The sequence below is a fragment of the Mesorhizobium sp. M5C.F.Cr.IN.023.01.1.1 genome (assembly GCF_003997585.1).
Classification (GTDB): domain Bacteria; phylum Pseudomonadota; class Alphaproteobacteria; order Rhizobiales; family Rhizobiaceae; genus Mesorhizobium; species Mesorhizobium wenxiniae.
In genome coordinates this window covers 1-12,849 of record NZ_RZSU01000149.1, presented here as the reverse complement: position 1 = coordinate 12,849, position 12,849 = coordinate 1, and the positions used below count along the sequence as shown (strand labels likewise).

Annotated in this window: 9 protein-coding genes; 2 read left to right on the top strand and 7 right to left on the bottom strand. The window is 63.7% G+C overall.

Going from position 1 to position 12,849, the window contains the following annotated elements; translation table 11 throughout:
* The 3 genes from EOA78_RS32390 to EOA78_RS32380 all read right to left on the bottom strand — a co-directional run.
* Positions 1 to 719, bottom strand: a 719-nt coding sequence (locus EOA78_RS32390) for a homocysteine S-methyltransferase family protein (RefSeq protein ID WP_164784035.1), incomplete at its 3' end; no start/stop codon positions are given.
* Positions 716 to 3,169, bottom strand: a complete 2,454-nt coding sequence (locus tag EOA78_RS32385) for an FAD-dependent oxidoreductase (RefSeq protein ID WP_127319481.1) — start codon at positions 3,167 to 3,169, stop codon at positions 716 to 718. The genes EOA78_RS32385 and EOA78_RS32390, both read right to left, overlap by 4 nt.
* Before the next feature lie 94 nt (positions 3,170 to 3,263).
* On the bottom strand, positions 3,264 to 3,857 hold the full coding sequence (locus EOA78_RS32380) for an XRE family transcriptional regulator (RefSeq protein ID WP_084831399.1): 594 nt from the start codon (positions 3,855 to 3,857) through the stop codon (positions 3,264 to 3,266).
* 308 nt (positions 3,858 to 4,165) lie between these two features.
* Between EOA78_RS32380 and EOA78_RS32375 the strand changes: the two genes are divergently transcribed.
* On the top strand, positions 4,166 to 4,870 hold the full coding sequence (locus tag EOA78_RS32375) for a nitroreductase (protein ID WP_127319483.1): 705 nt from the start codon (positions 4,166 to 4,168) through the stop codon (positions 4,868 to 4,870).
* Between the two features lie 37 nt (positions 4,871 to 4,907).
* Here the strand turns inward: EOA78_RS32375 and EOA78_RS32370 are convergent, their stop codons facing one another.
* The 4 genes from EOA78_RS32370 to EOA78_RS32355 form a co-directional block, all read right to left on the bottom strand.
* Positions 4,908 to 5,510, bottom strand: coding sequence for a sarcosine oxidase subunit gamma (locus EOA78_RS32370; RefSeq protein ID WP_127319479.1), 603 nt, complete (start codon positions 5,508 to 5,510; stop codon positions 4,908 to 4,910).
* The gene (locus EOA78_RS32365) at positions 5,503 to 8,496 is read right to left on the bottom strand and encodes a sarcosine oxidase subunit alpha (RefSeq protein ID WP_127319477.1); all 2,994 of its coding nucleotides are present in this window, start codon (positions 8,494 to 8,496) and stop codon (positions 5,503 to 5,505) included. The genes EOA78_RS32370 and EOA78_RS32365 overlap by 8 nt, the downstream gene beginning before the upstream one ends.
* Positions 8,493 to 8,789, bottom strand: a complete 297-nt coding sequence (locus EOA78_RS32360) for a sarcosine oxidase subunit delta (RefSeq protein WP_127319475.1) — start codon at positions 8,787 to 8,789, stop codon at positions 8,493 to 8,495. Before EOA78_RS32360 ends, EOA78_RS32365 begins: the two co-directional genes overlap by 4 nt.
* A gap of 83 nt (positions 8,790 to 8,872) precedes the next feature.
* Positions 8,873 to 10,132: a sarcosine oxidase subunit beta gene (locus EOA78_RS32355; protein WP_127319473.1), complete on the bottom strand. Its 1,260-nt coding sequence runs from the start codon at positions 10,130 to 10,132 to the stop codon at positions 8,873 to 8,875.
* A 217-nt stretch (positions 10,133 to 10,349) separates the two neighbouring features.
* On the opposite strand from EOA78_RS32355, the gene EOA78_RS32350 reads away from it, so the two are divergent.
* Entirely contained in the window at positions 10,350 to 12,839 is a 2,490-nt protein-coding gene (locus tag EOA78_RS32350) for a mechanosensitive ion channel family protein (protein WP_127319471.1), read from the top strand.
* Positions 12,840 to 12,849 lie beyond the last annotated feature (10 nt).

The window sequence follows — 12,849 nt, the reverse complement described above, 5'->3', positions numbered from 1 at the left end:
GTGCCGCCATGCTTGAGCGCCTCAATCGAGGTGAAGCCGTTGGCATAGGCGCCGACCTGGCCGCCGAGGCAGATCAGTTCGGGCAACGCTGCAGCAATCGCTTCGGGCCTGCAGCAATTGACCAGTCTAGCTGCGACCGGCAGCCCCTCGAGAGCGCTCGACGCAGCCGCAATGGCTTCGCCGCTGCGCAGTCGTGGCGCGCCGTGATCGGCAAGTGTCCAAGACACCCACACCGGTTTGCCGCTTTCCGACGCCGCGGTGACAGCCGCGCGCGCCTCATCGGCCGACGCCATGGTCTCGCACAGGAACAGATCGACGCCGTCAGCCTGCTCGGCAACGATGCGGCGGTAGATGTCGAGCGTATCCTGGAAGGATATCGTCAGTGCCGGCGCGTAGCTGCCGAACAGGGGCGACAGGCAGCCGGCGATTGCCGCGTCGCCGGCCTGGTCGCGAGCTTGCCTTGCCAGTTCCATGCCGCGCTTCTGCAGCGGCTTGAACAGCTCTTCCGCGCCCTCCCGCGCCAGCCGTTCGGGTGTTGCCGAATAGGTGTTGATGGTGATGACACGGGCGCCCGCCCGGATGAACTCCGCATGCAGGTCGCGCACCAGGTCCGGTTCGTCGATCAGCACCCTGGCCGACCATAGCGGGGTGGGGTCGGACTTGCTACGGCGTACCAGTTCCTGACCCATGCCGCCGTCAGTGAGGATAACCGACTTCACGCGCGCAACCTCTCGTTCTTTGGATCCCACAGCGGTTCGTCCTTCTGCACGATCGCTTTGAAGCGCTCGCCGAAGATCTCGACCTCGACCGTGGTTCCCGGCTCAGTGAGATCGGCGCGCAGCATGCCGAGCGCGATCGATTTGTCGATGCGATGACCCCAGCCGCCGGACGTCGTCTCGCCGACTATCCGGCCGTCATGCCACAGCGTCGACATGGTGGGCGCATCGCAGTCGCCGGGGTTTTCGATGATCAGCGTGACAAAGCGTTTCTTGACGCCCTGCTGCTTCTCGTTCTGTAGCGCCGCCTTGCCGCGGAAGTCGGGCTTGTCCCATTTGACGAAACGCTCCAGCCCGCCTTGCAGGATCGAATAGTCGGTTGACAGGTCGCCTTTCCAGGCGCGATAGCCTTTTTCGAGCCGCAGCGAATCCAGCGCATACATGCCGAACGGCTTCAGGCCGTGCTTCTGGCCGGCCGCCCAGACAGCATCGAAGACGGCGGCGGTGTCGTCGACCTTGGTGTGGATTTCCCAGCCGAGTTCACCGGCGAAGGACACGCGCACCAGCCTTGCCCAACGGCCGGCGACTGTCGTCTCCTGGTGCGTCAGCCAGGGCAGAGCAAGGTCGGCGGCGCAGACATCGGCGAGGATTTTTCGCGAATTCGGCCCGGCGAGGATCTGCGTGGAGTAGTCCTCGGTCCGATCTACCAGCCTGAATGAAGCGTCCTTCGGCATGCGCCATTTCAGCCATTCGAAATCGTGCCACTGCGCCACGGCGGCGGTGATCAGCGTCATCAAATTCTCGTCGTGGCGCACCACCGACATTTCGGTGACGATGCGGCCCTTGTCGTCGGCAAAATAGACGAGGCCGATGCGGCCGGGTTTCGGCACCAGCCCCGTAACCTGCTGGCTCAGCCATTCCGCAGCGCCAGGGCCGTCGAGGTTGAAGCGGGAAAAGCCGGGCAGGTCCAAAATGCCGGCGGCGTCGCGCACGGCGAGGCATTCTTCGCGGACGCGATGCTGCCACGGCCCGTCACGGCGGAAGGTCAGCGTTGCGGCTTCCGAAACCTCGTCGCCGGCTTGCGCGTACCAGGTGGCGCGCTCCCAGCCATTATAGGCGTCGAAGCAGGCGCCGAGCGCCTTAATGCGATCATAGATCGGCGACAGTTTGCGGTCGCGCCCAGCCGGCCAGGCATGGCGCGGAAACTGAATGGCGTATTCGTTGCCGTAGATTTCCATGCCCTTGGCGACGCAGTAATCCGGGGCCGAGGCAAAGCTGGTGAAGCGGCGCGGATCGCAGGACCACATGTCCCACTCGGTCTGGCCCTCAGTCACCCATTCGGCCACCACCTTGCCGGCGCCACCACCTTGGGCGATGCCGAATGTGAAGACGCAGGCCTCGAAGGCGTTGGGCACGCCGGGCATCGGGCCGATCAGCGGGTTGCCGTCCGGCGCGTAGGGGATCGGGCCGTTGATGACCTTGGACAGTCCGGCGGTGCCGAGAATCGGCACGCGGGCAACTGCATCGGCCAGATAGTCCTCCAGCCGGTCGAGATCGTCGGGGAACAGCTGGAAGGAAAAATCGTCGGGCATCGGGTCGTTGTGGCCGACCCAATGCGCACGGCAATTGCGCTCATAGGGGCCAAGATTCATGCCGTTCTTTTCCTGGCGCAGATAGTAGGAGGTGTCGACGTCGCGCAGCAGCGGCAGTTTCTTGCCTTGCTCCTTCGACCACGCGGCAAGTTCGGGGATTTCCTCAAACAGGATATATTGATGGCTCATCACCATCATCGGCACGTCGCGCCCGAACATCCTGCCGACTTCAGCCGCGCGGTAGCCGGCGGCATTGACGACGATCTCGCAGCGGATCTCGCCCTGCGCCGTCTCGACCACCCATTCATCCTTCTCGCGGCGCACGCCGGTGACCGGGCAGAAGCGAATGATCTTCGCACCCATGTCGCGGGCGCCCTTGGCCAGCGCCTGGGTCAGCTGCGCCGGGTCGATGTCGCCGTCGCTCGGATCGTAGAGCGCGCCCTTCAGCTCATGCGTTTCGATGAACGGATAGCGGCGCTTGATCTCGTCGAGCCCGACCACGTCTATGTCCATGCCCTGATAGCGGCCCATGCCCTTGGCGCGCTGGAACTCCTGCATGCGCTCGGCTGTATGGGCCAGCCTGAGCGAGCCGGTGACGTGGTAGTTCATGGGATAGCCGACCGCGTCGGCCAGCCGGCGATAGAGCTCCGTCGAATAGCGCTGCATGTTCATCAGCGACCATGACGAGGAGAAGGTCGGCACGTTGCCGGCCGCATGCCAGGTCGAGCCGGAGGTGAGCTCATTCTTTTCCAGGAGCACGCAGTCGGTCCAGCCCGCCTTGGCGAGATGGTAGAGCGAGGAGGCGCCGACGACACCGCCTCCGATGATCACCACACGTGCCGTGGTCGGCAAACCGGCCATGTTTTTCTCCAAACCTAAAGCGCGTTGCGCTTAGTTTTTTGTTCGAAGCATGTCGTCATCCCAAAACCGCTGCACACTTTTGGGCGACATGCATTCAATAAACAGGTGGCGAAACCACCCAGATGACTACCGCTGGCTCCGCCCCAGGGTTGCGCCAGCGGAACGGCTTGCCGTCGAAGCGAAAGGAGTCACCCTCACCAAGCCGGTGCCAGACGCCTGATATCTCGATGTCGAAGCTGCCGGAAGCAACATACCCGGCTTCCTCCGTCGGCCGGCGCGCTTCGGTCTTCAGTTCAGCACCCGGCGCGAAGACCGAACGCAGCATCTCGAAGCTACCGCCGAGATCGGGCGACAGAAGCTCCTCCACCAGGCCGGAATCGCTTGTACCAAGCGTGCGGCGGCTGCCGGCGCGCACGACCACGCCGCGCTCGTTCTCGACGGGAACATCGTGGCTGAAGAACAGGCTGACCGGCACGCCGAACAATTCCGCGAAGGCCCTGAGATCGCTAAGCGATGGTATCGACAGGCCGCGCTCGACCTGACTGACCCAGCCGACCGAGCGGCCGAGCTTCAGGCCGATCTCGGCAAGCGTCAGTCCGCGCGCCCTGCGCAGCGCCCTGATATCGCCGGCCAGCAGCCGTTCGCGGTTTTCCTGCTCCGATCTGACAGCGGTTGAGGGCAAAGCCATTTCTCTTGATGAAATTTCTCTTGCTGAAAAAATCCCGTTGGTGAAAAAATCGAGGCAAATTTCATGAGAGGTCAAGTTCGTGAAAAGATCAAGAGGATTTTCATGAGGCCACAAGATTTGCTTGCGCCATTTTGGCGGTTCAGGCAAAGGCTCGGCCACGACCGGCGAGTGAGGGCGCCCGATCGAGGCTTACGATAGAGCGCCACGCGTCAAATTGGACCCGCAATGGTGCTCTTTCATTTTCTGGACGGCGCATGATCCGTTCCGAAATCGATTCCGGTTTCCGGGTCACGCGCAAAGGGACGCCCATGCTGGAAAACAGGACTAAGATTACAGATGATGCGGCGATCGTCGACGAGGCGATCACGTCGCGCCGCTCGGTGCGGGCCTTTCTGCCCGACATGGTCGACGACGAGACGATCCGCGCCATTCTCGCCGTTGCCGCTCGCGCCCCTTCGGGCACCAACATGCAGCCCTGGCGGGTCTACGTGACCAAGGGCGAGGTCAAGCAGCGGATCACCGACGCCATTCTCAATTCCGGCATCCGCGCCGAAAAGGCCGAGTGGGACGAGTATCGCTACTATCCCGACCAGTTCTTCGAACCCTATCTCACCCGGCGACGGGCGAACGGCTTCGGCCTCTACAGCGTGCTCGGCATCGGCCGTCGCGAGGTGGACAGGATGCGCGCGCAGCACGACCGTAATTTCGTCTTCTTCGACGCGCCGGTCGGCATGATCTTCACCGTCGATCGGCGGCTGAACAAGGGGTCGTGGATCGATTACGGCATGTTCCTGCAGAACATCATGGTGGCGGCACGGGGCAGGGGCCTGCACACCTGCCCGCAGGCGGCCTTTGCACCCTATCACAAGCAGATCAGGCCGGTGCTCAACATTCCAGACGAGGAGATCGTCGTCTGCGGCATGGCGCTCGGCCACGAGGATACATCCAAGCCCGAAAACGAGTTCCGCACCGACCGCGCGCCGCTGGAAGAATGGGTGACGTTCGCCCCATGAGGTGGCGCCACGTGAGGTGACGATACGCCGTATCGGCCTACTGTACCTCGTAACCCACTTCCTCGCTGGCGTGACAGAGCGCCTTCCAGAACGAGCGCGCAAACGAGCGGAATACATAGACGTCGAATTGGTCGGCGCCGGTGCGCTGGATCTGGGCGAAGACGTCATGATGCATGGTCGAGCGGCCGGCACCGACCGGGAAGGCCGGCAGCGCGAAGTCGATGGCGAAGAATTTTGCCAGCACCCATTCGGCCTTCGGTCCGGCGATGCGGATCGCGGTGCGGCCATGCGACAGGTCGGTCACCGTGCCGATCGCCGGGGTGACGACATTGGCAAAGGCCGATGCCAGGCTTTCGGCCTCATCGACCACAGTGAATTTTCCCGGCGCAAAGCCGAACACCGATCTCACGCCGTCGGTGCTGCCGGCGCCGGCGCCATCGGGCAGAGCAAGGCCGGTCACGGTGCGGATACCGGCGATCAACTCCTTCTCCTGGCCCGGCCAAGCAGCGAGCTGCAGGATCGACCCCGGCCTGGTTTCGGAGAGGATGACATCGATGCCGTGTTCGAAATCGCCGTGCGAGCCGGTGCGCAGTTCCGGCTCAAGCGGTGCCGGCTCAAGCGGTGATTGGCGCTCAACCATGCATGCGGCTCCCGTCCGGATCAAAGAAGTGGTTGGAGACGATCTCGACCGGGCCGAACCGGTTGCGCAGGGGATCGGAGATATGGGCGCGTGTGCCGCGCCGTGCCTTGCCGTCCTTGACCAAAGCGAGCGCGATGTACTTGCCGAGCGCCGGCGAATAGCAGCAAGCGGTGATGTGGCCAATGGAATCGTGCGGATTGGCTTCGTCAAGCGCCTCGACGATGTGCGCGCCGCCGGTGAGCGGCTGGTTGGCCAGCGAAATCAGCCCGACAAGTTCCAGACGGCCGGGTGCGATCAGGCCCTCGCGATCCATCATAGCCGAGCCGATGAAGGGCTTCTTCTTGGACAGCATCCAGTCGAGATGCAGGTCGCGCGCCGTGGTACGGCCGTCGATCTCGGCGCCGGTGACGTGGCCTTTCTCGATGCGCATCGTGCCCAGCGCCTCAAGCCCGTAAGTCACCAGTCCGAACGGCTTGCCGGCTTCGATCAACGCTTCCCAGACATGGGTGCCGTAGCCTGCGCCGGAGTAAACTTCGAAGGCCATTTCGCCGGAGAAGGAAAGCCGGCAGATCATCACCGGCACGCCTGATATCTTGCCATGCACCATGCCCATGAAGGGCAGTGCAGCGTTGTCGACGGCAGTGCCGGTTACGCAAGCAGCAAGAATGGTTCGCGCCTTTGGCCCGCCGATCGCCGCACCCGCCCATTGGTCGGTCACCGAGGTCACGTGGACCTTCAGCTCCGGCCAGATGACGTCGAGGAAATATTCCAGGTGCTGCATCACCTTGCCGGCATTGGCCGTGGTGGTGGTCATCAAGAAGTCCTGTTCGCCGAGCCGCCATGTCGTGCCGTCGTCGAAGGCGAGGCCGTCCTCGCGCAGCATCAGCCCGTAGCGGGCCTTGCCGACGGCCAGCGTCGAGAACATGTTGGTATAGACCCGGTCGAGGAATTCCGCCGCGTCCGGACCCTGCACGGCGATCTTGCCCAGCGTCGAGACGTCGACGATGCCGGCGCTCTCGCGCGTCGCCCTGGCTTCGCGCACATAGGCCTGCTCGATCGTCTCGCCGGGATGGCCATAGATCATCGGGCGATACCAGAGACCGGCTGAATACATGGTCGCGCCGTTGGCGACGTGCCAGTCATGCATCGGCGTCAGCCGTTCGGGCCTCAGGTCGCCGAACCGTTCGGCGGCCAGCGAGCCGATCGACACGGCCGAAAAGGGCGGACGAAAACGGGTCGTACCGACCTCAGGAATCGGCTTGCCCAACGCTTCGGCCATGATGGCGAGACCGGGTACGTTGGAGCTCTTGCCCTGGTCGGTCGCCATGCCGAGCGTGGTGTAACGCTTCAGATGCTCGACCGAGATGAAGCCTTCGCGATGCGCAAGCCGCACATCCTCGGCGGTCACATCGTGCTGGAAATCGACGAAGCTTTTTCCGTCGGCCCTGATCTCGAACACCGGCGCCGGATCGGGATCGCCGGGTGCGGCTTCGATGACCGGCAAGGCCGCTGGCGTGCCCGTTCCACCCGCCGCGGAAAGGCCGGCAGCGCGGCCTTCGGCGATTGCCTCGGCGGTGGAAAAGCTGCCGGTGAAGGCGCCGGCGCCAATCCATCGCTGCGTCGCTTTCGGTGGTAGGAAGGCTTGTCTGGCGGCATTCCATTCCGCCTTGGCGCCGGCCTGGCTGGCCAGATGGATGGTCGGCGACCAGCCTCCCGACATCAGCAGGCAGTCGGCTTGAATGCTGCGCGGATCGCCGGCAAGCGCGCCGTTGACCATGTCGAAGCGCTGCACCTTGATGCCGGACAACGCCTTGCCGCCTTCGGTGGCGACCACGGCGTGAGCGGAAAGGTTCTTGGCCTCCACTTCGTCGGCGAGCTCGCGCATCTCGCTCGAAAGCTCCGGCCGCACGTCGACGATGGCGACGATCGCCGCACCGGCCTTTTTCAGCGCAAGGGCGGAGCGATAGGCGCTGTCATTGTTGGTGAAGAGCGCGATCCTGTTGCCCGGCAGCACGCCGTACTCGTTGGCGTAGCGCTCGGCGGCATGCGCCAGCATCACACCCGGCCGGTCGTTGCCCGGAAACACCAGCGGCCGCTCGAAGGAGCCGGTGGCCAGCACCACCGATTTGGCGCGGATGGTCCAGTAGCGATGGCGCGGTTCGCCCTTGCCGGGCCTCTCCTTGTGATCGGTGACCCGTTCGAGCGCGGCGAGCGTGTTGCCATCGTAGTAGCCCCAGACCGTGGTGCGCGGCAGCAGGCGGACATTGGCATAGCCTTCGAGCTGGCCGGCGGCCCGCGCCGCCCAGTCGGCGGCCGGCATGCCGTCGATCGTCTCGCCCGACCAGTTGGCCGAGCCGCCGAAATGCGGTTCGAGCTCGCTGAGGATGACACGCGCGCCCTGATCGGCTGCTGCCCTGGCGGCCATCAGCCCGGCCGGACCGGAGCCGACCACCAGCACATCGCAGAAAGCGTTCATGCGCTCGTAGCGCGCCGTGTCGGGAGCAGTTCCGGCGCGGCCAAGACCGGCGGCGCGGCGGATGAAATGCTCGCAGAACATCCAGAAACGCGTGCTCTTCAGCGGGCCGATCGCGGGTCCCATGAAGGTCTTGTAATAGAAGCCGGCGGACAGAAGCTTGCCGCCGAGCTGGTTGGCGGCGCTGACATCCCAGGACAGCGATGGAAAGCGGTTCTGGCTGACGGCCGTCAGCCCGTCATAGATCTCGATCATGGTGGCGGCAATGTTGGGCTCGCGAACCTCGCCCTGCAGTACCGTCACCAGGGCATTCGGCTCCTCGACGCCAGCGGTGAGTACGCCGCGAGGGCGGTGATATTTGAACGAGCGCCCGAACAGGGTAACGCCGTTGGCCAGCAGCGCTGAGGCAAGCGTGTCGCCGGCATGGCCGGTGTAGGGCGTACCGTCGAAGGTGAACCGGATGGTTCGCAGCCGGTCGATCCGGCCGCCGGCATCGGTGCGGCGCGGGCTCATGGCTTGCCCTCCGCCTTGTGCCGCGCGGCGGATTTGTGGTCGCCGCGGGCCAAGGCGACGCTGGAGATCTCGTGTGTCAGCGTATTGCGCACGACCCTGAGGTGGGCGCGGCAGCCGCCGGAATGCTGCCAGATCTCGTTGTGGTCGCCCGCCGGGTTCAACCGGTCATAGACATAGGCGTTCCAGGCATCGAGGTTCTGCGAGGCAGGCTGAGGGCGCTCGCGGTTGCCATCGCCCTGATAGGTGAACTCGATGACGTCGCGCGGGCCGCAATAGGGGCAGGTAATCAGCATGGAACTGTATCTTCTTGTTTGACCATGATTTTGTCCGAAAACCGATTTCCACTTTCTGCTGACCTACGGTTCGGGGACATGGTCTAATGCAGCCGCGGCGTCGCGCCCTGGCCCTTGTCGTCGATCACCAGGCCGCGATGGAAGCGATCGAGCGTGAAGGGCGCGTTGAAGTCGTGCGGTTCATCCTTGGCGATGGTCCAGGCAAAGCACCAGCCGGAGGCCGGCGTCGCCTTGAAGCCGCCGTAGCACCAGCCGCAGTTGAGATACATGCCAGGCAGCGGACCGGTGGTGATGATGGGCGAACCGTCCATCGACATGTCGCAGACGCCGCCCCACGAGCGCAGCATGCGGACGCGGGCGAGACCCGGAAACAGTGCCAGCATCTCGCTCATCACTTCGTCGACGATGGGCAAACTGCCGCGCTGGGCGTAGCTGTTATAGCCGTCGAGATCGCCGCCATAGACGAGGCCGCCCTTGTCTGACTGCGACATGTAGAAATGGCCCATGCCGAAGGTAAGGACGGTGTCGACGAACGGCTTCAGCGATTCCGTCACGAAGGCCTGCAGCACATGGCTCTCGATGGGCATCGTCTCGATGCCGGCAAGCTGCATGACCCGTCCGGTGCTGCCGGCCACCGCGACCGCCACCTTCTTGGCACGGATCTCACCACGCGACGTCGACACGCCGGTGATGCGGTCGCCTTCACGCAGGAAGCCGGTGACCTCGCAATTCTCGATGATGTCGACGCCGCGACGGTCGGCGCCGCGCGCATAGCCCCAGGCGACGGCATCGTGGCGGGCGGTGCCGGCACGCGGCTGCATCAGCCCGCCGACGACTGGGAAGCGAGCCGCCCCCGAGACGTCCAGCGCAGGTATCAGGCGGGCGATTTCCGCCGTGGTCATCAGTTCGGCGTCGACGCCGAGATGGCGCATGGCGTTGCCACGCCGGGCAAGATCGTCGAGCTGGGCAGGCGTATGCGCCAGGTTCAGGCAGCCGCGCTGCGAGAACATGACGTTGTAGTTGAGGTCGTGCGAGAGGTTCTCCCACAGCTTCATCGAATGTTCGTAGAAGCGGGTGTTGGCAGGCAGCAGGTAATTGGAGCGGACGGCCGTCGTGTTGCGGCCGACATTGCCGGATCCGAGCCAGCCTTTTTCCAGCACCGCGACATTGGTGATGCCGTGCTCCTTGGCGAGATAATAGGCGGTCGACAGGCCGTGGCCGCCGCCGCCGATGACAATCACGTCATAGGACGCCTTCGGGTCCGGCTTGCGCCAGGCCGGTTTCCAGTCCTTGTTGCCGGTCAGCGCGTTTTTGAGAAGCGAGAAGGCCGAATATTCCGCCATTCTTTTTGTTATCCGTTCTGGCTTTTTGTCATCCGTTTTGGGCGATGCGGCACACTATAGAGCAGGCCGCTGCCGCAAAGCCAATATTGCGCCATCGCTTTTCGACTGGCCGACGCCGAGACCGCCGGACAGAGCGGACGGCTTGCTCCCCGGTATGAGCGTCTTTATCAAGGACGAGCTTTAGAACGCCTTACCGCCTGTGAGTCGCCAAACGATCATGCTTTTCCGACTGCTCCGCTTCGTTCTGGTCCTGGCGATCGTTGCCTGGGCGCCGCTTTCGCTTGATGCGGCGGCGCAGGGGCTTGACCAGGCTGCGTCCGGGGTGGTCGCCGACCAGCAGAAAATCCTGCAGGACCTGACGACGAGGACCGACAATCTCGAAAAGAAAATCCAGGAGGACGGTGACGACGACGCAAGCCTTGTCGATATCCGCCTGCAGCTCGAGGAAATGTCGCGAGGTGCGCTGAACAGCGCGCTTGCCTTCCGCCCGCGCCTTTCGGAGATCAACGCAAGGCTCGATCAGCTCGGGGCGGCGCCGGCCGCGGGCCAGCCACCCGAACCCGATATCGTGACCAGCGAACGCCAGGCGCTGGCGTCCGAAAAGGCTGAGATCAATGCTGTCATCGCCGCGGCGCAAAACCTCTCGATCCGCATCAGCGGCCTCATCGCCAAGATCGCCAATATGCGCAGCGAGCTGTTTCGCAATCTGCTCACCAAGCGCTATGTACTGTCCGACGCTCTGAGCCCTGAGGTCATTTCCGATGCTAACGGTGAATTTAGCGGCTTCTACAAAGCGGTGTCGTCCTGGCTGACGTTCGCCTTCAAGTTCAAGTTCCAGGCTGTGCTGGCCGCGACCTTAATGGCGCTTTCCCTGGCGGCGGTGCTTTTTATCGGTGGACGGCGTCTGTTCGGGCGTGTCTTCGAAGCAGACCCTTCCGTCGAGGATCCGTCCTATCTCAGCCGGCTGTCGGTGGCGTTCTGGTCGACATTGCTGCCGACGCTGGCGGTCGGCGTCTTCCTCGTCTCGACCGTGTTCTTTTTCAACTACTATAACGTGTTGCGCGGCGACATTGGCGTTTTCCTGAATGCGCTGGTCGGGGTCATCGCGGTGGTGTTCTGCGTTAACCGGCTGGCCAATGCGGCGCTGGAGCCGCGGCTGCCGAACTGGAGGCTCATCCCCGTTGAAACCGGCCCGGCACGTTGGCTGGTGCGGCTGACGACCGCCATGGCGGTGGTGATCGGCGTCAACAATTTCCTGTCGGTCGTCAACGACAAAATGGGCTCGCCGCTGTCGCTGACCATCGCCAGAAGTTTTGTCGCCACCATCATCGTCGGCGTCATCCTGATCCTGATGGGGCTGCTGAAACCGTTCAAGGCTGCCGACGGAAGCTGGCGTCCCTGGCCGGCGTGGCTGCGCTACACGGCGGTCGCGATCGGCCTTTTCACTATTGCCACTGCGCTGCTCGGCTATATCGGCCTTGCCATCTTCGTCTCGCTGCAAGTCGTGGTCACCGGCACGATTCTGGTCACCGCCTATATCGGCTTCCTGTCGGCGCGGGCGATCAGCGAGGAAGGCGGCTTTGCCAACACATCGATCGGGCGCTGGCTATCGACCAATTCCAGTTATGAGGAGTCCGCGCTCGACCAGCTCGGCCTGGTCGTCAGCGTCGCCATCAACCTGATGATCGTGCTGGTGTTCCTGCCGCTGATCCTGTTGATGTGGGGCTTCCAGCCCGGCGACATCCAGGCCTGGGGCTACAAGCTGGCGACGGGCCTCACCATCGGCTCGGTGACGATCTCGGTGACCGGCATCCTGACCGGCATCATTGTCTTCATCATCGGCTATTTCCTGACGCGCTGGTTCCAGGGCTGGCTCGACGGCTCCGTGATGGCGCGCGGTAAAGTCGACACCGGCGTGCGAAACTCAATCCGGCTGGCGGTCGGCTATGCCGGCGTGGCGCTCGCAGCACTCGTCGGCGTCTCGGCGGCGGGCATCGATCTCTCCAATCTGGCGCTTGTCGCCGGCGCCCTGTCCCTCGGTATCGGCTTTGGCCTGCAGAATGTCGTCTCCAACTTCGTCTCCGGTCTGATTCTTTTGGCCGAGCGGCCGTTCAAGGTCGGCGACTGGATCGTCGCCGGTGACATCAGCGGCACGGTCAAGAAGATCAGTGTGCGGGCTACCGAGATCGAGACGTTCCAGCGGCAGTCGGTGATCCTGCCCAATTCAAACCTGATCAACAATGCCGTCGGCAACTGGACGCACCGCAACAAGCTCGGTCGAATCGACATCAAGGTCGGCGTCGCCTACGGCAGCGACGTCAAGCAGGCCCATGCTACGCTGTTGGAGATTGCGCGCGGCCATCCACTGGTGCTGAAGAATCCCGAACCCTTCGTGCTGTTCACCAATTTCGGGCCGGCCGCTCTCGAATTCGAAATCCGTGTGTTCCTGGCCGACGTCATGAATGGCAACATCGTGCAGAACGACATCCGGTTTGCTGTCCTCGATGTTTTCGCCGACCAGCATATCGAAATTCCATCGGCGCCGCGCGCCGTCGTCGAGACCAAGAAGCACGAGGCGTGGCCGATCGACGACGACCAGATCGAGGCTGAATTCGCCGAGAAGGAGCGCGCGGCGGCCGAAGCCGCGGCCGAGACGAAACGCCTGGCTAGATCCGGGCGCAAGACCCGCAAGCCGGATCCCGATTAGGGTATATTGA

Coding starts and splice junctions, on each gene's coding strand:
- EOA78_RS32385 (WP_127319481.1), bottom strand. CDS start 3,169: ATGGCCGGTTTGCCGACCACGGCACGTGTGGTGATCATCGGAGGCGGT.
- EOA78_RS32380 (WP_084831399.1), bottom strand. CDS start 3,857: ATGGCTTTGCCCTCAACCGCTGTCAGATCGGAGCAGGAAAACCGCGAA.
- EOA78_RS32375 (WP_127319483.1), top strand. CDS start 4,166: ATGCTGGAAAACAGGACTAAGATTACAGATGATGCGGCGATCGTCGAC.
- EOA78_RS32370 (WP_127319479.1), bottom strand. CDS start 5,510: ATGGTTGAGCGCCAATCACCGCTTGAGCCGGCACCGCTTGAGCCGGAA.
- EOA78_RS32365 (WP_127319477.1), bottom strand. CDS start 8,496: ATGAGCCCGCGCCGCACCGATGCCGGCGGCCGGATCGACCGGCTGCGA.
- EOA78_RS32360 (WP_127319475.1), bottom strand. CDS start 8,789: ATGCTGATTACCTGCCCCTATTGCGGCCCGCGCGACGTCATCGAGTTC.
- EOA78_RS32355 (WP_127319473.1), bottom strand. CDS start 10,132: ATGGCGGAATATTCGGCCTTCTCGCTTCTCAAAAACGCGCTGACCGGC.
- EOA78_RS32350 (WP_127319471.1), top strand. CDS start 10,350: ATGCTTTTCCGACTGCTCCGCTTCGTTCTGGTCCTGGCGATCGTTGCC.